Annotated in this window: 19 protein-coding genes and 1 pseudogene; 13 read left to right on the top strand and 7 right to left on the bottom strand. The window is 59.7% G+C overall.

From position 1 onward, the window contains the following. Positions 1 to 65: 65 nt before the first annotated feature. Entirely contained in the window at positions 66 to 1,010 is a 945-nt protein-coding gene (gene choX, locus ACWGZX_RS11990) for a choline ABC transporter substrate-binding protein (RefSeq protein ID WP_452628438.1), read from the bottom strand. A gap of 224 nt (positions 1,011 to 1,234) precedes the next feature. On the opposite strand from choX, the gene ACWGZX_RS11985 reads away from it, so the two are divergent. Beyond that, positions 1,235 to 2,179, top strand: a complete 945-nt coding sequence (locus ACWGZX_RS11985; RefSeq protein WP_452628437.1) for a GlxA family transcriptional regulator — start codon at positions 1,235 to 1,237, stop codon at positions 2,177 to 2,179. A 147-nt stretch (positions 2,180 to 2,326) separates the two neighbouring features. On the opposite strand, the gene ACWGZX_RS11980 is transcribed toward ACWGZX_RS11985, so the two are convergent. The 3 genes and pseudogenes from ACWGZX_RS11980 to ACWGZX_RS11970 form a co-directional block, all read right to left on the bottom strand. Then, entirely contained in the window at positions 2,327 to 2,743 is a 417-nt protein-coding gene (locus ACWGZX_RS11980) for a DUF3010 family protein (RefSeq protein WP_452628436.1), read from the bottom strand. Positions 2,744 to 2,775: 32 nt separating this feature from the next. Further along, positions 2,776 to 3,009: pseudogene (locus ACWGZX_RS11975) on the bottom strand (helix-turn-helix domain-containing protein); the annotation flags it as partial. 7 nt (positions 3,010 to 3,016) lie between these two features. Further along, positions 3,017 to 3,418 (bottom strand): lysozyme inhibitor LprI family protein, encoded by a 402-nt coding sequence (locus ACWGZX_RS11970; RefSeq protein ID WP_452628435.1) that lies wholly within the window; start codon positions 3,416 to 3,418, stop codon positions 3,017 to 3,019. Positions 3,419 to 3,652: 234 nt separating this feature from the next. Here ACWGZX_RS11970 and ACWGZX_RS11965 point away from each other — a divergent pair, with 234 nt between their 5' ends. From ACWGZX_RS11965 to ACWGZX_RS11930, 8 genes are all read left to right on the top strand, one after another. Beyond that, on the top strand, positions 3,653 to 4,630 hold the full coding sequence (locus ACWGZX_RS11965; protein WP_223515836.1) for a dipeptidase: 978 nt from the start codon (positions 3,653 to 3,655) through the stop codon (positions 4,628 to 4,630). Between the two features lie 213 nt (positions 4,631 to 4,843). Continuing rightward, entirely contained in the window at positions 4,844 to 5,374 is a 531-nt protein-coding gene (locus ACWGZX_RS11960) for a DUF5943 domain-containing protein (RefSeq protein ID WP_007947752.1), read from the top strand. A gap of 15 nt (positions 5,375 to 5,389) precedes the next feature. Next, positions 5,390 to 7,450: a dimethylglycine demethylation protein DgcA gene (gene dgcA, locus ACWGZX_RS11955; protein WP_046052432.1), complete on the top strand. Its 2,061-nt coding sequence runs from the start codon at positions 5,390 to 5,392 to the stop codon at positions 7,448 to 7,450. 220 nt (positions 7,451 to 7,670) lie between these two features. Then, the gene (dgcB, locus tag ACWGZX_RS11950) at positions 7,671 to 9,620 is read left to right on the top strand and encodes a dimethylglycine demethylation protein DgcB (protein WP_223515833.1); all 1,950 of its coding nucleotides are present in this window, start codon (positions 7,671 to 7,673) and stop codon (positions 9,618 to 9,620) included. Then, a complete protein-coding gene (gene etfA / locus ACWGZX_RS11945) occupies positions 9,620 to 10,840 on the top strand; it encodes an electron transfer flavoprotein subunit alpha (protein ID WP_452628434.1) in 1,221 nt (406 codons plus the stop codon). Before dgcB ends, etfA begins: the two co-directional genes overlap by 1 nt. A gap of 15 nt (positions 10,841 to 10,855) precedes the next feature. After that, positions 10,856 to 11,626, top strand: coding sequence for an electron transfer flavoprotein subunit beta (gene etfB, locus ACWGZX_RS11940; RefSeq protein WP_452628433.1), 771 nt, complete (start codon positions 10,856 to 10,858; stop codon positions 11,624 to 11,626). Between the two features lie 21 nt (positions 11,627 to 11,647). Next, the gene (locus tag ACWGZX_RS11935) at positions 11,648 to 12,214 is read left to right on the top strand and encodes an N-acetyltransferase family protein (protein ID WP_452628432.1); all 567 of its coding nucleotides are present in this window, start codon (positions 11,648 to 11,650) and stop codon (positions 12,212 to 12,214) included. Between the two features lie 175 nt (positions 12,215 to 12,389). Beyond that, positions 12,390 to 13,496, top strand: coding sequence for a retropepsin-like aspartic protease (locus tag ACWGZX_RS11930; RefSeq protein WP_452629007.1), 1,107 nt, complete (start codon positions 12,390 to 12,392; stop codon positions 13,494 to 13,496). 779 nt (positions 13,497 to 14,275) lie between these two features. Here ACWGZX_RS11930 and gbcA read toward each other — a convergent pair. Continuing rightward, positions 14,276 to 15,571 (bottom strand): glycine-betaine demethylase subunit GbcA, encoded by a 1,296-nt coding sequence (gene gbcA, locus ACWGZX_RS11925; RefSeq protein WP_452628431.1) that lies wholly within the window; start codon positions 15,569 to 15,571, stop codon positions 14,276 to 14,278. A 281-nt stretch (positions 15,572 to 15,852) separates the two neighbouring features. Between gbcA and gbcB the strand changes: the two genes are divergently transcribed. Then, positions 15,853 to 16,953: a glycine-betaine demethylase subunit GbcB gene (gbcB, locus tag ACWGZX_RS11920; protein WP_452628430.1), complete on the top strand. Its 1,101-nt coding sequence runs from the start codon at positions 15,853 to 15,855 to the stop codon at positions 16,951 to 16,953. A 134-nt stretch (positions 16,954 to 17,087) separates the two neighbouring features. Here the strand turns inward: gbcB and ACWGZX_RS11915 are convergent, their stop codons facing one another. Then, positions 17,088 to 17,912, bottom strand: coding sequence for an SDR family oxidoreductase (locus ACWGZX_RS11915; RefSeq protein ID WP_452628429.1), 825 nt, complete (start codon positions 17,910 to 17,912; stop codon positions 17,088 to 17,090). Between the two features lie 233 nt (positions 17,913 to 18,145). After that, entirely contained in the window at positions 18,146 to 19,186 is a 1,041-nt protein-coding gene (locus ACWGZX_RS11910) for a threonine aldolase family protein (protein ID WP_452628428.1), read from the bottom strand. Between the two features lie 133 nt (positions 19,187 to 19,319). Between ACWGZX_RS11910 and ACWGZX_RS11905 the strand changes: the two genes are divergently transcribed. The 3 genes from ACWGZX_RS11905 to ACWGZX_RS11895 all read left to right on the top strand — a co-directional run bounded on the left by ACWGZX_RS11905 (position 19,320) and on the right by ACWGZX_RS11895 (position 22,840). Further along, positions 19,320 to 20,030: a TraX family protein gene (locus tag ACWGZX_RS11905; protein WP_452628427.1), complete on the top strand. Its 711-nt coding sequence runs from the start codon at positions 19,320 to 19,322 to the stop codon at positions 20,028 to 20,030. Positions 20,031 to 20,312: 282 nt separating this feature from the next. Continuing rightward, a complete protein-coding gene (gene glyA / locus ACWGZX_RS11900; RefSeq protein ID WP_223515781.1) occupies positions 20,313 to 21,566 on the top strand; it encodes a serine hydroxymethyltransferase in 1,254 nt (417 codons plus the stop codon). A 23-nt stretch (positions 21,567 to 21,589) separates the two neighbouring features. After that, a complete protein-coding gene (locus ACWGZX_RS11895; RefSeq protein WP_007947735.1) occupies positions 21,590 to 22,840 on the top strand; it encodes a sarcosine oxidase subunit beta in 1,251 nt (416 codons plus the stop codon). The last annotated feature ends 5 nt before the right edge of the window (positions 22,841 to 22,845 follow it).

Here is a 22,845-nt window from a genome sequence, read left to right as displayed (position 1 = left end):
AAGGCCAGGCGTAGCGATCCCCTTCGCAGCCCGGTCGGGCTGCGAATCGGTGGTTCGGTTCGGGTCTATTTGCTGGTCAGTTTCAGGTTTTCAGCCGCGGGTTTGCCATCGAAGGTGGTCACGCCTTCGAGCCAGCGCTGCTTGTCTTGCGGGTGATCCTTGATCCATTGCCTGGCCGATTCGAAGGCGTCCTTGTGATCCAGCAGCGGCTGCATCATCCGGCTCTCGTCTTCGGCGGTGTAGGTCAGGTTGCTCAGCAAGCGACCGATGTTCGGGCACTGCTCGGCGTATTTCGGTGCGGTGACGGTCCAGACCGTGGCCATGCCTTCGTTCGGGCCGAGGGCGTCGTCACTGCCGGTGAGGTAGGTCATCTTCACGTTGACGTTCATCGGGTGCGGCGCCCAGCCAAAGAACACCACGGCCTCATTGCGGCGTACGGCGCGATCCACTGCGGCGAGCATGCCAGCTTCGCTGGACTCGACCAGTTGGAACTTGCCGAGACCGAACTGGTTCTTGGCGATCATTGCCTTGATCTGGGTATTGGCGCCTGAACCTGGCTCGATACCGTAGATTTTTCCGCCCAGTTCTTTCTCGAACTTGGCAATGTCGGCGAAGGTTTTCAGGCCCTTGTCGGCGAGGTAGGTCGGTACGGCGAGGGTGGCGCGGGCGTCTTTCAGGCTGGGGGCTTGCAGCACTTTGACCTGGTTGCCATCGACGAACGGGGTGATAGTCTGGGTCATCAGCGGGTTCCAGTAACCCAGGAACAAATCCAGGCGCTGGTCGCGGATCCCGGCGAAGATGATTTGCTGGGACGCGCTGGTTTGTTTGGTGTTGTAGCCGAGGCCATCGAGCAGGACCTGGGTCATGGCGCTGGTAGCGATTACGTCAGTCCAGTTCACTACGCCCATGCGCACGTTCTGGCATGAGGCGGGTTCGGCGGCCATGACACTGGCGCTCAGCAAAGCGGTACCGCTGAGTGCAAGAACACAGCTGCTGATCAGTCGTTTCATCTCAGGTTCCTCGGCAGTTCGTTATTGTGGGTCCGGTCGTCTTTGTGCGCCGGTGATGCCAAGTTACGCAGCTACGCTCCCATGAAAGCGCACTACGGCGACCAGCTCTTGCACTGCAGCGACCTGTCCTCTTGAATGCCGCTTGCAAGTGGCGTATCAACGTCCCTACGCTGCCCGCCCTCTCGTTACCTGGCCTCTTGTTACCTGCTAAGCGAGTGCGCTCCATGTCCCAGGATTTCTACTTCTTGTTGATGCCGGGTTTCTCGGCCATTGGATTTATCTCGGCCATCGAACCGCTGCGGGTCGCCAACCGCTTTCGCGGCGAGCTGTATCGCTGGCATGTGTTGAGCGCAGACGGCGGGGCAGTGCTGGCAAGCAACGGCATGTCGGTCAACGCGGACGCGGCGCTGGAGCCGTTGAAGAAAGGCGCGACGTTGCTCGTGGTCGCCGGTTTCGAACCGCTGAAATTCGCCACTCCGGCACTGGAACACTGGCTACGACGTCTCGACAATGAAGGCGTGACCCTCGGCGCCATCGACACCGGTAGTTTCATCCTCGCCGAGGCCGGCCTGCTCGACGGCCATCGCCTGACCCTGCACTGGGAAGCCATCGACGCGTTCAAGGAATCTTATCCACAGCTCAGCGTCACCCAGGAACTGTTCGAGATCGACCGCCGACGCATCACCTCGGCTGGCGGCACCGCCTCCATCGACCTGATGCTCGACCTCATCGCACAGGCCCACGGCCCGGAACTGGCGATCCAGGTCAGCGAACAATTCGTACTCGGCCGCATCCGTCCGCGCAAAGACCACCAGCGCATGGAAGTCGCCACGCGGTATGGCATCAGCAACAAAAAGCTTGTCCACGTTATCGGCGAGATGGAACAGCACAGCGAACCGCCGCTGAGCACGCTGGAACTGGCAGAGTCGATCAAAGTGACGCGACGGCAGCTGGAACGATTGTTTCGCCTGCACCTGAACGACACACCGAGCAATTTCTACCTGCGTTTACGCTTGGAAAAGGCGCGGCAGTTGTTGCGGCAGACTGACATGAGTGTGCTGGAAGTGAGCATTGCATGCGGGTTTGAATCGCCGTCGTATTTCACGCGTAGCTATCGGGCGAAGTTTGAACGGTGTCCAAGAGAGGACCGACGTACCGTCAAGGCATAGTCGGAAGCTGGTCAGAACACAGATAACCCCTGTGGGAGCGAGCCTGCTCGCGAAGAGGTTGGTACATTCGACATGGATGGCGACTGATCCACCGCTTTCGCGAGCAGGCTCGCTCCCACAATTGATCTGCTCAGTCAGAAAGACGGGTTACTTCTTCAGCAACGCCGAACAGGCCGCTTTGTAGGCCTCATGCTGATATTTGTTCAACGTCGCCGGCAGCTCAAAATCAAACTTCTTGTTCTGTGCGTTAATCGTCTGCGGCGACAGCAGCGTCACCTCGCAATTCTCCAGCAACTGGAAAACACCTTCGATCTTGAATGTGGTTGGCCCACCCGCGAATTCGCCTTTCTTGCTGCGCTTCTTGATCGCGATCCGGTCGATGGAGTTCTCACGCACGAACGATGCGACCTGGGCGGCAAAGACTTTAACGTTCGCCGCGTCCTCGTCATCGTCGAGGGCGATTTTCTTGGTGGCCAGCGCAACGTGGCTCAGCACTTGGTCGTCGAGGGAGGCCACGGCGATGATCGCTTCGCTGCCTTTGATTTCGATGCCGCAGACTTTCATTTGAATTCCTTAACTGGCTGATGGCGTGCAGCTTACAGCTCAAGTTGATCGGCATTGATGCCAAAAGCCACGGCAATTTTCTCGCGCGTCGCCTTGCGAGGCTTTGCGACCGTCTCCTGTTGGGCGAAGGCCGGTTGGGAGATACCCATGCGTTTGGCAACCTCATCCTGAGTTAGGTTCAGATGTTCGCGCCAGGCCCTGACGGGTAGGGCGCCGTTAACAATGCGGCTGACAACTTCGTGTGGGATCAAATGATTCTCCATTCTTATGAGTTTATTCCTGCCCAATCGACTCCAAAAACTCCGACCGCTCATCACTCATCCGCGCCACGCAGTCATTCTGCGCAATGGTGAACGCCTTGCTACCGCTGGTCGCCGGAAATGCTTCAACCGCGCAATCCGCATCCCGGGTCTTCAGCCATTGCTGCTGGGCGGTCTTGAGTTTGGCGGTGATGTCGGCCAATTGTGCCGGGTTCTTGCCGTAGGCCGTTTGCATGCGCTCGGCCAGGCTCTGGTAGTTGTCCTTGAGCAAGTCTTCGGCGGTGGTTCTGCTGTAGACCGAGCATTCCAGGGTCTGGATGTCGTTTTCGACTTTGTCGCAGGGGGTGTCTTCGGACTCTTCAGCCGCGTGTACGCAGGTCGCTATCAGTGCCAAAGCCAGGAAGATCGATTTCATTGCGCCGCCGCCCCAATCCAATAGTGCATTCAGTAATGCCGGGAATTCTGGCCCATGCGCAGGCCCTTGAACAGGTGGCCCATGACGTCCGTTGGCGACCCTTTGTCGCAGATTGACGCTTTCGGCAAACCCCCTGTCGTTTTTGCACCCGGCTGCCCCCTCCCTCAGGCATATGCTGGCCCCAAAGCGCCGGCACACGATTCGGCGCATGAATTACTAATAGGGGACAGCCTGATGAGCCCAGCCGAATTGCACGCCGACAGCATCGTTATCGACGGTTTGATTATTGCCAAGTGGAACCGTGAGCTGTTCGAAGACATGCGCAAGGGCGGTCTGACCGCGGCCAACTGCACCGTGTCGGTGTGGGAGGGCTTCCAGGCCACCGTCAACAACATTGCTGCGAGCCAGAAGCTGATCCGCGAGAACAGCGACCTGGTGATTCCGGTGCGCACCACCGCCGACATCCGCAAGGCCAAAGAGCAAGGCAAGACCGGCATCCTTTTTGGCTTCCAGAATGCTCACGCGTTCGAAGACCAGATTGGCTACGTCGAGGTGTTCAAGCAGCTCGGCGTCGGCATTGTGCAGATGTGCTACAACACCCAGAACCTGGTGGGCACCGGCTGCTACGAGCGCGATGGCGGCCTGTCGGGTTTCGGTCGTGAAATTGTCGCCGAGATGAACCGCGTTGGCGTCATGTGCGACCTGTCCCACGTGGGCTCCAAGACTTCTGAAGAAGTCATCCTCGAATCGAAGAAGCCGGTGTGCTACTCCCACTGCCTGCCGTCGGGTCTGAAAGTTCACCCGCGCAACAAGTCTGATGAAGAACTGAAGTTCATCGCCGATCACGGCGGTTTCGTCGGCGTGACCATGTTCGCGCCGTTCCTCGCCAAGGGCATCGATTCGACCATCGACGATTACGCCGAAGCCATCGAGTACGTGATGAATATTGTCGGCGAAGACGCCATCGGTATCGGCACCGACTTCACCCAGGGCCATGGCCAGGACTTCTTCGAATACCTGACCCACGACAAAGGCTACGCCCGCCGTCTCACCAGCTTCGGCAAGATCATCAACCCTCTGGGCATCCGCACCGTCGGCGAGTTCCCGAACCTGACCGAAACCTTGCTCAAGCGCGGCCATTCCGAGCGCGTTGTGCGCAAGATCATGGGCGAGAACTGGGTGAACGTCCTGAAGGACGTCTGGGGCGAGTGAATAACTCTGGAGCCTACTCCGCTCGCCGATAGCTGCGTCAGGTCCTCGCGCCAAGCTCGCCGTACGTCCCGTACTGTCTCGCTTGTCGCTCCGGTCCTTCCTTGCTCTCGACGTGCTCGCTACGGCTCCAAAGTCATTCACACGGCTTTTCTATAAGAGCAAAGCAAAAGCTTTGCTACGTACTGACCACGAATTTTCTGGAGTTAAGTTTCCATGGCCAAGATCGCCCCGCAATTGCCAATCGAAGTCGACAGCGAAACCGGTGTCTGGACCTCCGACGCCCTGCCAATGCTGTACGTGCCACGTCACTTCTTCGTGAATAACCACATGGGCATCGAGGAAGTGCTGGGCGCCGAAGCCTACGCCGAAATCCTCTACAAGGCCGGCTACAAATCCGCCTGGCACTGGTGTGAAAAAGAAGCTGAATGCCACGGCCTGGAAGGCGTTGCGGTATTCGAGCACTACATGAAGCGCCTGTCGCAACGTGGCTGGGGTCTGTTCAAGATCCAGGACATCGACCTCGACAAGGGCACTGCCAGCGTCAAGCTCGAACACTCGGCGTTCGTCTACGTGTACGGCAAGGTCGGGCGCAAGGTCGACTACATGTTCACCGGCTGGTTTGCCGGTGCCATGGACCAGATTCTGCAAGCCCGTGGCAGCAAGATCCGTACAGTTGCCGAGCAAGTCTACGGTGGCTCCGAAGAAGGCCACGACGACGGCCTGTTCACCGTCAAGCCGTTGTAAGTCGAGGAACCCGCCATGGCTTTCGAAGCAATGTTCCAGCCGATCCAGATCGGCAAACTGACCATCCGTAACCGCGTGCTCAGCACCGCGCATGCCGAGGTGTATGCCACCGATGGCGGCATGACCACCGACCGGTACGTCAAGTATTACGAAGAGAAAGCCAAGGGCGGGATCGGCCTGGCGATTTGCGGCGGTTCTTCCAGCGTGGCCATCGACAGCCCGCAAGGCTGGTGGAAGTCGGTCAACCTGGCCGACGACCGGATTATTCCGCACTTCCAGAACCTGGCTGATGCCATGCACAAGCATGGCGCCAAGATCATGATCCAGATTACCCACATGGGCCGTCGTTCCCGCTGGGACGGCGAGCACTGGCCAACCCTGCTGTCGCCGTCGGGTATCCGCGAGCCGGTGCACCGCGCGACCTGCAAAACCATCGAGCCGGAAGAAATCTGGCGGGTGATCGGCAACTACGCCAGCGCAGCAGCTCGCGCCAAGGCCGGTGGCCTGGACGGCGTCGAACTGTCGGCGGTGCACCAGCACATGATCGACCAGTTCTGGAGCCCGCGAGTCAACAAGCGTACCGACGAATGGGGCGGCAGCTTCGAGAACCGCATGCGATTCGGCCTGGAAGTGATCAAGGCTGTGCGGGCGGAAGTCGGCCCGGATTTCTGCGTCGGCATCCGTCTGTGCGGTGATGAATTCCACCCGGACGGCTTGTCCCACGAGGACATGAAGCAGATCGCCAAGTACTACGACGACACCGGCATGATCGACTTCATCGGCGTGGTGGGTTCGGGTTGCGACACCCACAACACCCTGGCCAACGTTATCCCGAACATGAGTTATCCACCGGAGCCGTTTCTGCACTTGGCGGCCGGTATCAAGGAAGTGGTCAAGGCTCCGGTACTGCACGCGCAGAACATCAAGGACCCGAACCAGGCGACCCGTATTCTGGAAGGCGGCTATGTGGACATGGTCGGCATGACCCGCGCCCACATCGCCGACCCGCACCTGATCGCCAAGATCAAAATGGGCCAGGTCGACCAGATCAAACAATGCGTCGGCGCCAACTATTGCATCGACCGTCAGTATCAAGGCCTGGACGTGCTGTGCATCCAGAACGCCGCGACCTCCCGTGAGTACATGGGCGTGCCGCACATCATCGAGAAATCGACCGGTGTGAAGCGCAAGGTTGTGGTGGTCGGTGCCGGTCCTGCCGGGATGGAAGCGGCTCGTGTGTCCGCCGAACGTGGCCACGACGTGACCCTGTTCGAGAAGAAAGAATTCATCGGCGGGCAGATCACCACCGCTTCGAAAGCCCCGCAACGGGACCAGATCGCCGGTATCACCCGTTGGTTCCAGCTGGAACTGGCGCGTTTGAAAGTCGACCTGCGCCTGGGCGTGGCAGCCGATGCAGCGACCATTCTCGATCTGCGTCCGGATGTGGTGGTGCTCGCCGTTGGCGGTCATCCGTTCCTGGAGCAGAACGAACACTGGGGCGCGGCTGAAGGCCTGGTGGTCAGCAGCTGGGACATCCTCGACGGCAAGGTTGCGCCGGGCAAGAACGTGCTGGTCTACGACACCATTTGCGAGTTCACCGGGATGTCGACCGCCGACTTCCTCGCCGACAAAGGCAGCCAGGTCGAGATCGTCACTGACGACATCAAGCCGGGCGTGGCGATTGGCGGCACGTCGTTCCCGACGTACTACCGCAGCATGTACCCGAAAGAAGTGATCATGACCGGGGACATGATGCTGGAGAAGGTCTACCGCGAAGGCGACAAGCTGGTGGCGGTGCTGGAAAACGAATACACCGGCGCCAAAGAGGAGCGGGTGGTGGACCAGGTCGTCGTCGAAAACGGCGTGCGTCCGGACGAAGAAATCTACTACGCCCTGAAGGAAGGCTCGCGCAACAAAGGCCAGATGGACATCGAAGCCCTGTTCGCGATCAAGCCGCAACCTTCACTGAGCCAGGCGGGCGACGGCTACTTGCTGTTCCGCATCGGCGACTGCGTGGCGCAGCGCAACACCCACGCGGCGATCTATGACGCCCTGCGGTTGTGCAAGGATTTCTAACGGATAACCACCATCACTGTGGTGAGGGGGCTTGCCCCCGTTGGGCTGCGTAGCGGCCCCAAAATCTGCCAATGCGGTCTGTCAGAAAAAACGCATTGGCCGGTTTACGACTGCTACGCAGCCGAACGGGGGCAAGCCCCCTCGCCACAGGTAGGTTTCAGGCCTTCACCGGCATGCACATGAACCCATGCAAGACCCTGCGGTCTTTGGGAGCTCCACCATGTTGAACACCCTTCTTCCAATCCTGTTGTTCGCTGCCCTGGGCCTTGCTGTCCTCGGCGCGTTGCGGCGGGTGGCTATGTGGCGCCGGGGCCGGGCTTCGAAAGTCGACCTGATCGGCGGCCTGTTCGCCATGCCCAAGCGCTACATGGTCGATTTGCACCATGTCGTCGCGCGGGACAAATACATCGCCAACACCCACGTCGCCACGGCCGGTGGTGCGGTGGCGTCCATCGTGCTGGCGATTCTGGTGCACGGTTTCGGCCTGCATAACCGCATCCTCGGTTATGCGCTGCTGTTGATGACGGCAGTGATGTTCGTCGGCGCGATCTTTGTCTACCTGCGTCGGCGCAACCCGCCAGCGCGTTTGTCCAAAGGCCCGTGGATGCGCCTGCCGAAAAGCCTGTTGGCGTTCTCGGCATCGTTCTTCCTGTTGACCCTGCCGGTCGCCGGCATCCTTCCGGAAAACTTCGGTGGTTGGCTGGTAGCTGCGATCCTTGGCGTCGGCGTGTTGTGGGGCGTCTCGGAATTGTTTTTCGGCATGACCTGGGGCGGGCCGATGAAGCACGCCTTCGCCGGTGCGCTGCACTTGGCCTGGCACCGTCGCGCTGAGCGTTTTAATGGCGGCCGTTCCACCGGTTTGAAACCGCTGGACCTGAACGACCCGACTGCGCCGCTGGGCGTGGAAAAGCCCAAGGATTTCACCTGGAACCAACTGCTCGGCTTCGACGCCTGTGTGCAGTGCGGTAAATGCGAAGCCGCGTGCCCGGCCTACGCCGCCGGCCAGCCGCTGAACCCGAAAAAGCTGATTCAGGACATGGTCGTCGGCCTGGCCGGTGGTACTGATGCGAAATTCGCCGGTAGCCCGTATCCGGGCAAAGCCATCGGTGAACACGCGGGCAATCCGCATCAACCGATCGTCAACGGTCTGGTGGACGCTGAAACCCTGTGGTCCTGCACCACTTGCCGCGCCTGCGTCGAGGAATGCCCGATGATGATCGAGCACGTCGACGCCATCGTCGACATGCGCCGCCATCTGACCCTGGAAAAAGGTGCCACGCCAAACAAAGGCGCCGAAGTTCTCGAAAACCTGATCGCCACCGACAACCCGGGCGGCTTTGCGCCGGGCGGGCGGATGAACTGGGCGGCGGACCTGAACCTCACGCTGATGAGCGAGAAGAAATCCGTCGACGTGCTGTTCTGGGTCGGCGACGGTGCCTTCGACATGCGCAACCAGCGCACCCTGCGTGCCTTCGTCAAAGTGCTGAAAGCGGCCAAGGTCGACTTCGCGGTGCTCGGTCTGGAAGAGCGCGACAGCGGTGACGTGGCCCGACGCCTGGGCGATGAAGCGACATTCCAATTGTTGGCCAAACGCAACATCCAGACCCTGGCCAAGTACAGCTTCAATCGCATCGTCACCTGCGACCCGCACAGCTTCCACGTGCTGAAAAACGAGTACGGCGCCTTCGACGGCAACTACCTCGTGCAGCACCACAGCACCTACATGGCGGAAATCATCGACGCGGGCGCCCTGAACCTCGGTCAGCACAAAGGCAGCAGCGTGACCTATCACGACCCGTGCTACCTCGGTCGCTACAACGGCGAATACGAGGCGCCGCGTGAAGTGCTGCGTGCCCTCGGGATTGAAGTGAAAGAGATGCAACGCTCCGGTTTCCGCTCACGCTGCTGCGGCGGTGGCGGCGGTGCGCCGATCACCGACATTCCGGGCAAGCAACGGATCCCTGACATGCGCATGGAAGACATCCGCGAAACCGGCGCCGAGCTGGTGGCTGTGGGGTGTCCGCAATGCACCGCGATGCTTGAAGGCGTGGTCGAACCGCGTCCGCTGATCAAGGACATCGCCGAACTGGTCGCCGATGCATTGCTCGAAGATGCCGCACCGAGCAAACCGGCTGCACCGGCCCAACGTGAACCCGCGGAGGCCCACTGATGAGCGATATTATCCGCCGCGACCCCCGCGCCGAATGGATTGCCCGCAACCGCCTGCACCCGCTGCACGCGGCCATGCAACCGGCGCAACACAGCTGGATGGGGCCGAACGGCGTCATCCGCAAGAATCTGCATGGCATCGGTTTTATCGGCCCCAACGGCATCAAACGTATCGACCGTAGCGGCGCTCAGCAGGGTGGGGCGACTAAACGCTCGGCTGCAGTTGAAGTGCAATTGCCACTGCATCAAGTGCCTGCACCTGCGTTTTACATCAGTGTGGTGCCGGACATGGTCGGCGGCCGCTTGAGCAGCCACGACCGCGACTTGCTGGGTCTGGCTCACCAGTTGGCCGGCAAGGAAGGCGCGGTATTGGCCGTGGTCTTCGGCGAACACAAAGAGACGACGTTTACCACGGCGGGCATCGATCGCTTGCTGGTGCTCGACGGTGAAGAATTCAGCGGTTATGCACCGGAACAACGGGTCCAGGGCCTGCGGGCTGTGGATAACCAGTTCAGCCCGCGTCACTGGCTGCTGCCGGACAGCCGCAGCGGCGGTGGTGAATTGGGTCGACGCTTTGCCGCCGCGCTGGGCGAACGCCCGGCCACGCGGGTCTGGCAGGTCAAGGATCAGGAATGCATCGGCCGCGCCGGCGCTGGCTTGCAGGACCTTGCGCGCCCGGTGGCACGCTTGATTCTGGCTGCCGTCGAATGCGCCGAACCGGTCAGCGAAACCCGTCACGAAGCGTTGCCGGTGGAGTTATCCACAGCGGTGGCCCGCAGTCTCTCGCGCATCGAGGATTTGGGCGCCGTGGCAGTGGATCCGGCGGCGATTCCGATGGCCGAAGCCGAGTTCATCTTCTCCGGCGGCAACGGGGTCAAGGACTGGGGACTTTTCCACAGGACCGCCGAAGCGTTGGGCGCCACCGAAGGCGCCTCCCGTGTGGCGGTGGACGATGGCTTCATGGCGCGTGACCGTCAGGTCGGCGCGTCCGGCACTTGGGTCACCGCGCGGGTTTATGTGGCGGTGGGTATTTCCGGAGCGATCCAGCACCTGCAAGGCATCGGTGCCTGCGACAAGGTGGTGGCGATCAATCTCGATCCTGGCTGCGATATGATCAAACGGGCCGACCTGTCGGTGATCGGCGAAAGCGCCGAGATTCTTCAAGCCTTGATCGATGCGGTAGCGGCTTACCGCGATGACGCCAAGCGCGATGCGGCTTAAGGGAAGGAAAGGGTTATGAGCACGAAAATCATCAGCCTGGTGTCCATCGGCGCCCACCCGACCTCTGGCCGGCCACGTCGCGCGGAGCAGGATGCGCGGGCGGTGGAACTGGGCCTGCAACTGGCCGGGGAGAATCTGCAAGTGCTGCATGCCGGCGACGTCGCGGAACCGGCATTGCGCGCTTATCTGGGCATGGGCCTGGAACAGTTACATGTGCTGGAACAACCGTCAGGCGCCGATGCATTACCGGCATTGACCGCTTATCTGCGCGATGCGGGGGCCCAGGTCGTACTGACCGGCAGTCAGGCAGAAACTGGAGAGGGTTCGGGCATGTTGCCGTTCCTGCTGGCGGAAAGCCTCGGCTGGCCGCTGGTGGTCGGATTGGCGCAGGTGGAATCCATCGACGGCAATTCGGCGCTGGTTCTTCAAGCCTTGCCCCGCGGCCAGCGCCGGCGCTTGAAAGTGCGCCTGCCGTTTCTCGCCACTGTGGATAACGCCGCGCCGAAGCCTCGGCAGAGCGCCTACGGTCCGGCTCGACGTGGCGTGCTGCAAGCCGATGAAGTCGAAGTGATCGACGATGAACTGCTGGCGGTCGCCACGTTGCAACCTGCCAAACCCCGACCTAAACGCCTCAAGGTGATCAAGGCCAAGAGCGGCGCAGACCGGATGAAAGCGGCCACGGCCAAGGCCAGTGGTGGCGGCGGGCAAGTGCTTAAAGGCGTGACGGCGCAAGCGGGGGCTGAAGCCATTCTCAAATTGCTGATTGAAGAAGGTGTGGTCCGCTAGCGGTCCGTTGGGGGGAAGTAAATGGCTGTTGAGTTTCGTTCGGCCCGGCGCTGCGATGCGCGGGAGATTGCGCGGTTGTTCCAGATTTCATCAGAGGGCGCTTCGGATTACATCTGGAGCCAGATAGCAGAGCCCGGCCAGGATCTGCTGGACGTCGGCGCCATCCGCTATGCCCGCGACGATGTGGACTTTTCCTATCAAAATTGCCTGATCGCCGAGGCAAACGGGGAAGTCGTCGGCATGATGCACAGCTATGTTATGCGCCACGATCCGCTGGCGGCTCCGGTGACTGATCCTGTGTTGGCGCCCTATGCCACGATGGAAATCCCCGACACCCTGTATATCTCCAGCCTGGCGCTGCATGAGGGTTGGCGGAACCAGGGGCTGGGCAAGCAATTCCTCGCATTCGCCTACGACCGGGCAAACCAGTTGGGGCTCAATGGCCTGAGCCTGATCGACTATGCCGCCAACACCGGCGCCCGGCGGTTTTACGAGCGACATGGCTTTCGTATCGTGGATACCTGCCAGATCACGCCCCACCCGATGATTCGGGTCACGGGGGAAGCCTATCTGATGTACCGGCCTTAAGGGCTGCCACCCGCCGCCGCTCGGTGAGCTACAGTTTTGCTGTGCGCTGGTTAAGGGTGCAGCACGGTTCACGGAGCTTTCAGACGTTCAGCGCTGAGTCATAAAACCCGTTTTTATGAGTGGGTTGAACATGAAGGCGTTGCGTTGGCGTGCGTCCTGGTTGCTCTGCGTGGCAATGTGCGTGCCTGCGGGGTTGATGGCGGCTGATCAGGACTTTTACAAGTGGCTAGAGTCGGACCAAGGGCAAAAAGCATCCTTGGCCCAGCTGCGACAGCAGTGCGACAAGATTGTGGATGCCACGAACAATCTCAATTGTTCAGTGTCCGTTTTCGCCCGAATGTTCGAAGCCAAAGCCGCCAATCAGCTGCCTGATTACTACCTGGCGATCAAGCGCCGCCATGCTCAGGCCATCGCGAGTGACCCTGAGCTCAACGTCTTGTTTTCCATGATTGGCCGCCAATCGATCGCCACCCTGCGCGCGGTCGGCGATTTTTCGGTGACCAGCTCCCGGCGACAAGAGGTGCTGACGATTTATCCACGCCCCAGTGAGGGTTACGTCACGGACGAAGTGCTGCCCTACATCGACGTCAAAGCGGCCAATGGTGTCTCGACACGCTTTATCGTGGATACCGGCGCTCCGCAAACCCGGGTCAACGACGAAACCGCGAAGCGGATGGGCATCACGTTATTAACCGACTCCCATTACGGCTACAGCACCTTTTATGGGGAACATGGTCTGCCTGCAAAACTCGGGATCTTCAAGTCTTTGAAGATCGGCGGGAGCGAGTTCAGGAATGTCCTGGTGTTTGTCAGTGACCGGGATAACTTGTTGGGGCTTGATCTGATCGGAAAGCTGGGGCGTTTGAAGCTCACGAAAAAGACCCTCGAACTCAACGCGAAACCTCCCACGCGGTGCGATTCGCCCGTTATCTATTCGCGTGCGGACATCAATCAAAGACTGACCATTTCCGCACGGCTGGATCGTCGGGCGACGCTGGCGATTCTTGATACCGGGAATGTGGATTACCTGACATCGGCCTCGCCTGGTGACTCGCCCATTCACGTCGCCGAACACTCGCATCACCAGACCTTCAAGGGCGAGTTGGATTTGTCCGGGAACATCAGGGTAGTGACCTACAAATACTACCCGGGCTTCACCATCCCGCCGTCGTTGTTGGACGGGCAGTACGTGCCTTCGATTCTGCTTGGGTGGCGGGCATTCAATGACTATGAATTGAACCTGGACACTGAATCGGGTCGCTCATGCCTGAATAAAATCTGATTTACCCACAAACCCTGTGAGCGCTTCTGTGGATAACGTGTTCGCCCTTCGCTACACCCCATACAAATCAAGCCCTGCGAGCCTTCGTACAAAAAACAACCAGCCTAACTGGCGGTTTTTACAGGCTTTTTTCGGTGGATAAGGTTTCCCGTTCTCCAATACTTGCCCCCAAAGTCTGTTGGCGCTTCTGTGGATAAGATGTTCGCTAACCGCTACAGGCCATGTAAACCGGGTACTTCAGGTGATTGATCAAAAAACGATCAAATCGTCGATCTGGACCAGTAAACATCGTGCAACCCCCGATTTATCACGGCTTTCAGCAGTTTTCCACAGAGCGACGGAAGTTGCCCCCAAAGTCTGTTGGCGCTTCTGTGGATAAGGTGTTTGCCATCCTCTGCAAGCCACGTAGAACGTACCCTGTAAGGTTTTGGTCAAAAAACAACCAGCCGCTGTTCAAAACCCTGCTTCTGGATAAGTCACGGATTTTCTTCGGTTTCTGTGGAGAAAGTTTTCGATAAAGCCACACTTGTCCCCAATAGCTGTGGGTGGAGGTGTGGATAACTTGTTTGTGGAAGGCTGGGAGGTGCGGGCGGTATAGCGCTGAACGGAATAGGTCATATTTCGTACAGTTCTAAGGCTGCCGTGAGTCAGAAGGGGGGGGCGTGACGGGGATGGCGCTATCGCGAGCAAGCTTGCTCCTACAAAGGATCTGAGGTGTATACACATTCTGTGAACGACCCAGACCTGTAGGAGCAAGCTTGCTCGCGAAGCTTTTGCTCTTAACCTTGTACAGGAACCCCTTTGAGGTACGGCGCCGGCTCGGCCCCGAGGTTGTTCAGCAAACGCTCGCTGTACCAGTCCACAAAGTTCACCACGCCAAACTCATAGGTCTTGGAGTAAGGCCCTGGCTGGTACGCGGTGGAGTTGATGCCGCGCTGGTTCTCTTCGGCCAGGCGACGGTCCTGGTCGTTGGTGGCGTCCCAGACCTTGCGCATGTGTTCAACGTCGTAGTCCACGCCTTCGACCGCGTCTTTATGGACGATCCACTTGGTGGTGACCATGGTTTCCTGAGCGCTGATCGGCCACACGGTGAACACGATGATGTGATCGCCCATGCAGTGGTTCCACGAGTGCGGCAGGTGCAGGATGCGCATCGAGCCCAGGTCCGGGTTCTTGATACGGCCCATCAGCTTGGCGCAACCCTGTTTACCATCCATGGTCATCGACACGGTGCCCTTGAGCAGCGGCATGCGCACGATGCGGTTGCGCAGGCCGAAGCTGGCGTGGGCGTAAGGGATCTTCTCGGCTTCCCAAGCGGCGGCAGAGGCGGCGACGTGATCCTTGAAGGCCTGGTCGGCGCGCGGATCGGTGACGTCGTCCCATTCCAGCAGGGTTTTCAGCAGTTCCGGGTGCGACGCGTTGCAGTGGTAGCACTCGCGGTTGTTTTCCAGCACCAGTTTCCAGTTGGCCTTTTCCATCAAGGTGGTGGTAATCGCCACCTTGGTGTTCTCCATGTCGTACGGTTCCATGTAATGGTTGAGCGTCGACAGGAAGTCATCAATGGCCGGCGGGTTCTCCGACAGGCTGATGAAAATGTAGCCGCCAGCGGTTTTCACGTTCACCGGCTTGAGGCCGTACTGGTTCATGTCGAAGTCGGCGCCCATTTCGCTGCCAGCGAACAGCAGGCGACCGTCCAGCTCATACGTCCACTGGTGGTAGTGGCAGACCAGTTTGGCGACTTTGCCTTTTTCACTGGTGCACAGGCGCGAACCACGGTGGCGGCAGACGTTGTGGAATGCATGCACCACGCCTTCGGCGCCGCGAATCACGATGATCGGGTTTTTACCGACCTGCAGGGTCAGGTAGTTGCCCTTGGTCGGGATCTCACAGGTCATGCCGGCGATCAACCACTCTTTCTGGAAGATTTCCTGCATGTCGATATCAAACAGCCGCTCGTCAGAGTAAAACGGCTGCGGCAGTGAGAAAGTACGCTCGCGCTCTTGCAGCATCTGCGCGGTGGCCTTGCGTGCGGGTTCCAGTGGATCGCCGAGGCTCAGGGTAGTAGTGACGTCCATCGTGTTTTTCCTCAAGGCCATCTGCGTGGCCGCGAAAGTGGCTGATCAGGTTTGCTACGCAAGGTGTAAAGGATGTGTCTTGGTATGGGGCGAGTGTGGGGCCGGCGCTGGCCAGAACCTTATCCACGAGCGACATGGCCCACTCTGTTCCCGACGCGCAACCCCCGGTAGCTGCTGGCTGGTCGCGATAAGTATGTGAATGTCGCAGATAGGTAAATGGGTGGTTCGCACGTTACGCAGAATCGCCAACATAAGGCCGAGCATCGGCGGTGGAGAACAGCATGTCCAACAGCTTCCTGAATCCGGTAACGACCCAGACCTGGGCCAATGGTCGACACATCGTCCGTTGCGTCAAAGTCATCCAGGAAACCTGGGATGTGCGCACCTTCTGTTTTATGGCCGACCAGCCGATCCTGTTCTTCTTTAAGCCGGGGCAGTTCGTCACCCTGGAGCTGGAAATCGAAGGCGTGCCGATCATGCGCTCCTACACCATTTCCAGCTCGCCTTCGGTGCCGTACAGCTTTTCGGTGACCATCAAGCGTGTGCCGGGCGGCAAAGTCTCGAACTGGCTGCACGACACCCTGCATGAAGGTCAGGAACTGGCGGTGCACGGGCCGGTCGGGCTGTTCAACGCCATGGACTTCACCGCGCCGAAAGTGCTGTACCTCAGCGGCGGCGTCGGCATCACGCCAGTCATGTCCATGGCGCGCTGGTTCTACGACACCAACGGCAACGTCGACATGGTGTTTATCCACAGCGCCCGCTCGCCCAAAGACATCATTTACCACCGCGAGCTGGAACACATGGCATCGCGGATCGAGAACTTCAGCCTGCACCTGATTTGCGAGAAGCATGGCATGGGTGAGCCCTGGGCTGGTTATCGCGGTTACCTGAACCACAGAATGCTTGAATTGATGGCGCCGGACTTCCTTGAACGCGAAGTGTTCTGCTGCGGCCCGACACCGTATATGAACGCGGTCAAGCGCTTGCTGGAAGCCGCTGGCTTCGACATGTCGCGTTACCACGAAGAATCCTTCGGCGCGACCCCGCCAGAGGCGCGCGCCGATGCAGTGGAACACGCTGAACAAGCGGCCGACGCCCCGGAAATCGATGCGGCGGATCTGCATCAAGTGGAATTCACCGCCTCCGGCAAAAGCATTCGCGTGGCACCGGGTGAAACTGTTCACGCCGCAGCGGCCAAGCTCGGGCTGTTGATTCCGAAAGCGTGCGGGATGGGCATCTGCGGGACGTGCAAGGTGATGAAGCTGGGTGGCGAGGTCGAGATGGAGCACAACGGCGGGATCACCGAAGAAGACGAAGCTGAGGGGTTCATCCTGTCATGCTGCAGCGTGCCGAAGGGCGACGTGCGTATCGAGTTCTGACGGTTGCACAACTACCTTGTAGGAGCTGTCGAGTGAAACGAGGCTGCGATCTTTTGATCTTGATCTTTTGATATCAAAGTCAAAAGATCGCAGCCTCGTTTCACTCGACAGCTCCTACAGGGGGTGTGGAGATTTCAGTCAATAAACAAGTCTGGCATCAGCTTGTCGTTGGTGCCGGGCTCAAAGCGGTAGTGATCGAATTCGGTCACGCCATGCTCTCGCAAAATCACCTCATCAATCAGCAGCCGACCGGTGATGCTGCGACCGCTGCTGTCCAGAATGACGTGGGCGGCATCTGCCATGATCTCTGGCGTGCGCGCATGCTTGAAGGATTCGCGTGAGCCGAGCTGAAATTCGATGGCGGCAGTGGCGATCATGGTCTGCGGCCATAGTGAATTGACGCTGATGCCGTAATTCTTGAACTCCTCACTCATGCCCAGCGTCAGCATACTCATGCCATATTTGGTCACGGTGTAGGGGCTGTATTGCGCGAACCACTTGGTCGCCAGGCTCAACGGCGGCGACAGGTTGAGAATGTGCCCGCCGGTTTTTTTCAAATAGGGCAGGGCGGCCTGGCTACACAGCAAGACGGCGCGGGTATTGATCTGGTGCATCAGGTCGAAACGCTTGAGCTCGATGTGTTGAACCCCGGTCAGCTTGATGGCGCCGGCGTTGTTGATCAGCGCATCGATGCCACCGAAATGTTCGTTGGCCTGGGCCAGCGCTTTTCGCACCGCGTCTTCGTCACGTACATCCACTTGCAAGGCCAACGCCTTGCCACCCGCCGCTTCGACTTCCTGCGCCACACTGAAAATCGTGCCCGGCAACTTGGGGTGTGGCTCGGCGCTTTTGGCCGCAATCACAATGTTGGCCCCGTCACGCGCCGCGCGCAGCGCGATCTCACGGCCGATACCGCGGCTGGCGCCAGTGATGAACAGGGTTTTGCCTTTCAATGACATGCGTGCGCTCCTGATTATTGTTATGAGAGCGGATCAAAACCGCTCGCAGACAATGTAGACCAGGTCAGCAGGGCGCAGCTATTGGTGAGGGCTTTTGTGGCGAGGGGGCTCGCCCCCGTTGGGTAGCGAAGCTACCCCGGGTTTTTAAAGTGTGGTGGTCGGGGGCTCTGCATCTGCCGTTTTTTACGACTGCTTCGCAGCCGAACGGGGGCAAGCCCCCTCGCCACAGGGGATCAGCGGGACATGACTTCGCGAATGTCTGCGGCCAATTCCCGTACGCGCTCTTCTTCGGTGTCCCACGAGCACATGAAGCGTGCGCCGCCGTTGCCGATGAAGGTGTAGAAGCGCCAGCCCTTGGCGGTCAGTGCGGCGATGGCCGGTTCCGAGAGTTGCAGGAATACGCCGTTGGCCTGCACCGGGAACATCAATTCCACGCCGGGAATGTCGCTGACCAGTTCGGCCAGCAACTGCGCGCAGTGGTTGGCGTGGTGAGCGTATTTGAGCCAGGCGTCGTTTTCCAGAATCCCGACCCATGGCGCCGAAAGGAAGCGCATCTTGGATGCGAGCTGCCCGGCCTGTTTGCAGCGGTAGTCGAAGTCTTCAGCCAGTTTTTGGTTGAAGAACAAAATTGCCTCACCGACCGCCATGCCGTTTTTGGTGCCACCGAAGCACAGCACGTCAACGCCGGCCTTCCAGGTCAGGTCTGCTGGCGAGCAGCCGAGGAACGCGCAGGCGTTGGAGAAGCGTGCGCCGTCCATGTGCAGGTTCAGGCCCAGCTCTTTGCAAGTAACGCTGATGGCACGGATTTCTTCCGGGGTGTAGACGCTGCCGACTTCGGTCGCCTGGGTCAGGGTCACGACGCGCGGTTTTGGGTAGTGAATGTCCTGGCGCTTGAGGGCGACTTCGCGGATCGATTCCGGGGTCAGCTTGCCGTTATCAGTGCGGGCGATCAGCAGTTTGGAACCGTTGGAGAAGAATTCCGGTGCGCCGCATTCGTCGGTTTCGACGTGGGCAGTTTCCGAGCAGATCACGCTGTGGTAACTCTGGCACAGCGACGACAGGGCCAATGAGTTGGCAGCGGTGCCGTTGAAGGCGAAGAACACTTCGCAGTCGGTTTCGAACAGTTTGCGGAAATCGTCGGACGCGCGAGCGGTCCATTCGTCGTCGCCGTAAGCGCGTTGGTGGCCGTGGTTGGCCTGTTCCATGGCCGCCCAGGCTTCAGGGCAGATACCGGAATAGTTGTCGCTGGCGAATTGTTGGCTCTTATCGGTCATGGCCCTGCTTTCCGTGGTCGAGACGCTTATGGTGAAGCGACTCGTGGTCAATGATGGTGCGCACTTTACCGAAGATCATCCGGGGAGCACACGCGATGCGTCTGACAGAAAAACACAAAGACGACGGGCAATTATGCACATGACTCAACGGGATGGGGCACTGGATCTGCTCAAGTGGCTGGCGCTATTGAGCATGGTGCTCGATCACCTGCGATATGTCGGTTATTCCGTCGATCTGCTGTATGTCCCGGGACGACTGGCGTTTCCGTGGTTTTGTCTGGCGATGGCGGTGAATGTTTCCCGTGCACGGGAAGTTACACATAAATGGCGGTATTTGGGCTGGTTGTTGCTGTTCAGTGCCATCAGCGAGATTCCTTACCGGTTGTACATTCCTGATCCCGCCACCTTGAATGTGATGCCCACGCTGGTGCTCGGTCTGTTGGTTGCGCGTGGCTGGCAGCACCCGACACTGCCATCGCGACTGCTGGCGGTCGGCGCTCTGGCTCTGGCGGCGGTGTTCTCGGAACATGTGATGTTTGGCTTCTACGGGGTGCTGTTGCCGTTGGCGATGTTGCTGGTGATCAATCGGCCCTGGTACTTCAGCCTGTTGCCGGGTGTGATCTGCTTGGCGGCCAATGAATGGCACGTGCTGTATTACGCCGCGAAGCTGGGCAACAGTGCTGCCGTTCCCGGCATCGTCGCTTGTCTGATCGCGCCATTGCTTGGAATGTTGCTATTGCGACATGCCAAAGGCGTCCACCCACCGCCCATGCGGCGTTGGGCATACGCGCTCTATCCCGCGCATTTCCTGCTGTTACTCGCATTACGACAGGCCATCGCATAACCCTGTAGGAGCTGGCTTGCCAGCGATTGCGGTGGGTCTGCCGATATCAATGCCGGATGTGCTGCCCCATCGCTGGCAAGCCAGCTCCTACAGGGATCTGTGCTGAATCGAAGGTTGTGTTGAGCCTGCCATTTCCCGCTATGTCGTAAACGCACCTTTGCGTGGCGTCCATAGGCATTTGACCTACCTGCGCCGGTCATACCATCGCATTCAAAGGGCACTGCCGAAAGGTACATGCCTCACCGAGACGAATGGCGCACCACCGCCGCTGGGAGAGACGCGATGTTCAGCAAGCAAGACCAGATCCAGGGTTACGACGATGCACTGCTGGCGGCGATGAATGCCGAGGAGCAACGCCAGGAAGATCACATCGAGCTGATCGCGTCGGAGAACTACACCAGCAAGCGCGTCATGGAAGCGCAAGGCAGTGGCCTGACCAACAAATACGCCGAAGGCTATCCGGGCAAGCGCTACTACGGTGGCTGCGAGCACGTCGACAAGGTTGAAGCCCTGGCCATTGAGCGCGCCAAGCAACTGTTCGGTGCCGACTACGCCAACGTGCAACCGCACTCCGGTTCCTCGGCCAACAGCGCCGTCTACCTGGCGCTGCTGCAAGCCGGCGACACCATTCTCGGCATGAGCCTGGCTCATGGCGGTCACCTGACCCACGGCGCCAAAGTGTCGTCCTCGGGCAAGCTGTACAACGCCGTGCAGTACGGCATCGACACCAAAACCGGGTTGATCGACTACGACGAAGTCGAACGTCTGGCCGTTGAATGCCAGCCGAAGATGATCGTTGCCGGCTTCTCGGCCTACTCCAAGACCCTCGACTTCCCACGCTTCCGTCAGATCGCCGACAAAGTCGGTGCCCTGCTGTTCGTCGACATGGCGCACGTCGCCGGTCTGGTCGCCGCCGGTTTGTATCCGAACCCGCTGCCGTACGCTGATGTGGTGACCACCACCACTCACAAGACCCTGCGCGGTCCACGTGGCGGCCTGATCCTGGCCAAGTCCAACGAAGAAATCGAGAAGAAGCTCAACGCTGCGGTTTTCCCTGGTGCCCAAGGCGGCCCGCTGATGCACGTGATCGCTGGTAAAGCGGTGTGCTTCAAGGAAGCGCTGGAGCCTGGTTTCAAGGTTTACCAACAACAAGTGATCGACAACGCCCAGGCCATGGCCGGCGTATTTATCAAACGCGGCTACGATGTAGTGTCCGGCGGCACCGATAACCACCTGTTCCTGGTCAGCCTGATCCGTCAGGGCCTCACCGGCAAAGAGGCGGATGCAGCACTCGGTCGCGCCCACATCACCGTGAACAAGAACGCTGTCCCGAACGATCCACAGTCGCCGTTCGTGACCTCCGGCCTGCGCATCGGCACCCCGGCGGTGACCACGCGCGGCTTCAAGGTGACCCAGTGCGTCACGCTGGCCGGCTGGATCTGCGACATCCTCGACAACCTCGGCGATGCCGATGTCGAGGCCAATGTCGCCGAGCAGGTTTCTGCCCTGTGCGCGGACTTCCCGGTTTATCGCTGAGCGCGGTTTTGGAGTAAATGACTATGCAACGCTACTCGGGCTTCGGCCTCTTCAAACACTCCCTCAGCCATCACGAAAACTGGCAGAAAATGTGGCGCACGCCGACCCCTAAAAAGGTCTATGACGTGGTCATCGTCGGCGGTGGCGGGCATGGTCTGGCGACCGCCTACTACCTGGCCAAGGAACACGGCATCACCAACGTGGCTGTGGTCGAAAAAGGCTGGCTGGGCGGCGGTAACACCGCGCGCAACACCACCATCGTTCGCTCCAACTACTTGTGGGACGAGTCGGCGCACCTGTACGAACACGCGATGAAACTGTGGGAAGGTCTGTCCCAGGACCTGAACTACAACGTGATGTTCTCCCAGCGCGGCGTTTACAACCTGTGCCACACCCTGCAGGACATTCGTGATTCCGAGCGTCGGGTCAGCGCCAACCGCCTCAACGGCGTGGACGGCGAACTTCTGGATGCCAAGCAAGTAGCTGACGAGATTCCGTACCTCGACTGCTCGAAAAACACTCGCTACCCGGTGATGGGCGCTACCGTCCAGCGTCGCGGCGGCGTGGCCCGTCACGATGCCGTGGCCTGGGGCTTTGCCCGTGCCGCTGACGCACTGGGCGTGGACCTGATTCAACAGACCGAAGTGATCGGCTTCCGCAAGGAAAACGGTGTGTGCATCGGCGTTGAAACCAACAAGGGCTTCATCGGCGCCAAGCGCGTCGGTGTAGTGACCGCCGGTAACTCCGGGCACATGGCCAAACTCGCCGGTTTCCGCCTGCCGATCGAATCCCACCCGCTGCAAGCGCTGGTGTCCGAGCCGATCAAGCCGATTATCGACAGCGTGATCATGTCCAACGCCGTGCACGGTTATATCAGCCAGTCCGACAAGGGCGACCTGGTAATCGGCGCCGGTATCGACGGCTACAACGGCTACGGCCAGCGTGGTTCGTACCCGGTGATCGAGCACACCATCCAGGCCATCGTCGAGATGTTCCCGGTGCTGTCCCGCGTACGCATGAACCGGCAGTGGGGCGGCATCGTCGACACCACCCCGGATGCATGCCCGATCATCTCGAAAACCCCGGTACCGAACATGTTCTTCAACTGCGGTTGGGGCACCGGCGGCTTCAAGGCGACACCTGGCTCGGGCAACGTATTTGCCGCAAGCCTGGCCAAGGGTGAAATGCACCCATTGGCCGCACCTTTCTCCATCGACCGTTTCCACAACGGTGCGTTGATCGATGAACACGGCGCTGCTGCGGTTGCCCACTAACAGGA

Source organism: Pseudomonas sp. CLCA07 (genome assembly GCF_053615335.1).
Note: the sequence above shows the minus strand (reverse complement) of the source record. Positions and strands in the feature narration are given on the sequence as shown.

What these genes read in the sequence shown, in the direction of transcription:
- ACWGZX_RS11915 (WP_452628429.1), bottom strand. Translation starts at nt 17,912, where the DNA reads ATGTCATTGAAAGGCAAAACCCTGTTCATCACTGGCGCCAGCCGCGGT.
- gbcB (WP_452628430.1), top strand. Translation starts at nt 15,853, where the DNA reads ATGTCCAACAGCTTCCTGAATCCGGTAACGACCCAGACCTGGGCCAAT.
- ACWGZX_RS11985 (WP_452628437.1), top strand. Translation starts at nt 1,235, where the DNA reads ATGTCCCAGGATTTCTACTTCTTGTTGATGCCGGGTTTCTCGGCCATT.
- dgcA (WP_046052432.1), top strand. Translation starts at nt 5,390, where the DNA reads ATGGCTTTCGAAGCAATGTTCCAGCCGATCCAGATCGGCAAACTGACC.
- ACWGZX_RS11965 (WP_223515836.1), top strand. Translation starts at nt 3,653, where the DNA reads ATGAGCCCAGCCGAATTGCACGCCGACAGCATCGTTATCGACGGTTTG.
- ACWGZX_RS11935 (WP_452628432.1), top strand. Translation starts at nt 11,648, where the DNA reads ATGGCTGTTGAGTTTCGTTCGGCCCGGCGCTGCGATGCGCGGGAGATT.
- ACWGZX_RS11930 (WP_452629007.1), top strand. Translation starts at nt 12,390, where the DNA reads ATGTGCGTGCCTGCGGGGTTGATGGCGGCTGATCAGGACTTTTACAAG.
- etfA (WP_452628434.1), top strand. Translation starts at nt 9,620, where the DNA reads ATGAGCGATATTATCCGCCGCGACCCCCGCGCCGAATGGATTGCCCGC.
- choX (WP_452628438.1), bottom strand. Translation starts at nt 1,010, where the DNA reads ATGAAACGACTGATCAGCAGCTGTGTTCTTGCACTCAGCGGTACCGCT.
- dgcB (WP_223515833.1), top strand. Translation starts at nt 7,671, where the DNA reads ATGTTGAACACCCTTCTTCCAATCCTGTTGTTCGCTGCCCTGGGCCTT.
- ACWGZX_RS11980 (WP_452628436.1), bottom strand. Translation starts at nt 2,743, where the DNA reads ATGAAAGTCTGCGGCATCGAAATCAAAGGCAGCGAAGCGATCATCGCC.
- ACWGZX_RS11970 (WP_452628435.1), bottom strand. Translation starts at nt 3,418, where the DNA reads ATGAAATCGATCTTCCTGGCTTTGGCACTGATAGCGACCTGCGTACAC.
- glyA (WP_223515781.1), top strand. Translation starts at nt 20,313, where the DNA reads ATGTTCAGCAAGCAAGACCAGATCCAGGGTTACGACGATGCACTGCTG.
- gbcA (WP_452628431.1), bottom strand. Translation starts at nt 15,571, where the DNA reads ATGGACGTCACTACTACCCTGAGCCTCGGCGATCCACTGGAACCCGCA.
- ACWGZX_RS11905 (WP_452628427.1), top strand. Translation starts at nt 19,320, where the DNA reads ATGCACATGACTCAACGGGATGGGGCACTGGATCTGCTCAAGTGGCTG.
- ACWGZX_RS11910 (WP_452628428.1), bottom strand. Translation starts at nt 19,186, where the DNA reads ATGACCGATAAGAGCCAACAATTCGCCAGCGACAACTATTCCGGTATC.
- etfB (WP_452628433.1), top strand. Translation starts at nt 10,856, where the DNA reads ATGAGCACGAAAATCATCAGCCTGGTGTCCATCGGCGCCCACCCGACC.
- ACWGZX_RS11895 (WP_007947735.1), top strand. Translation starts at nt 21,590, where the DNA reads ATGCAACGCTACTCGGGCTTCGGCCTCTTCAAACACTCCCTCAGCCAT.
- ACWGZX_RS11960 (WP_007947752.1), top strand. Translation starts at nt 4,844, where the DNA reads ATGGCCAAGATCGCCCCGCAATTGCCAATCGAAGTCGACAGCGAAACC.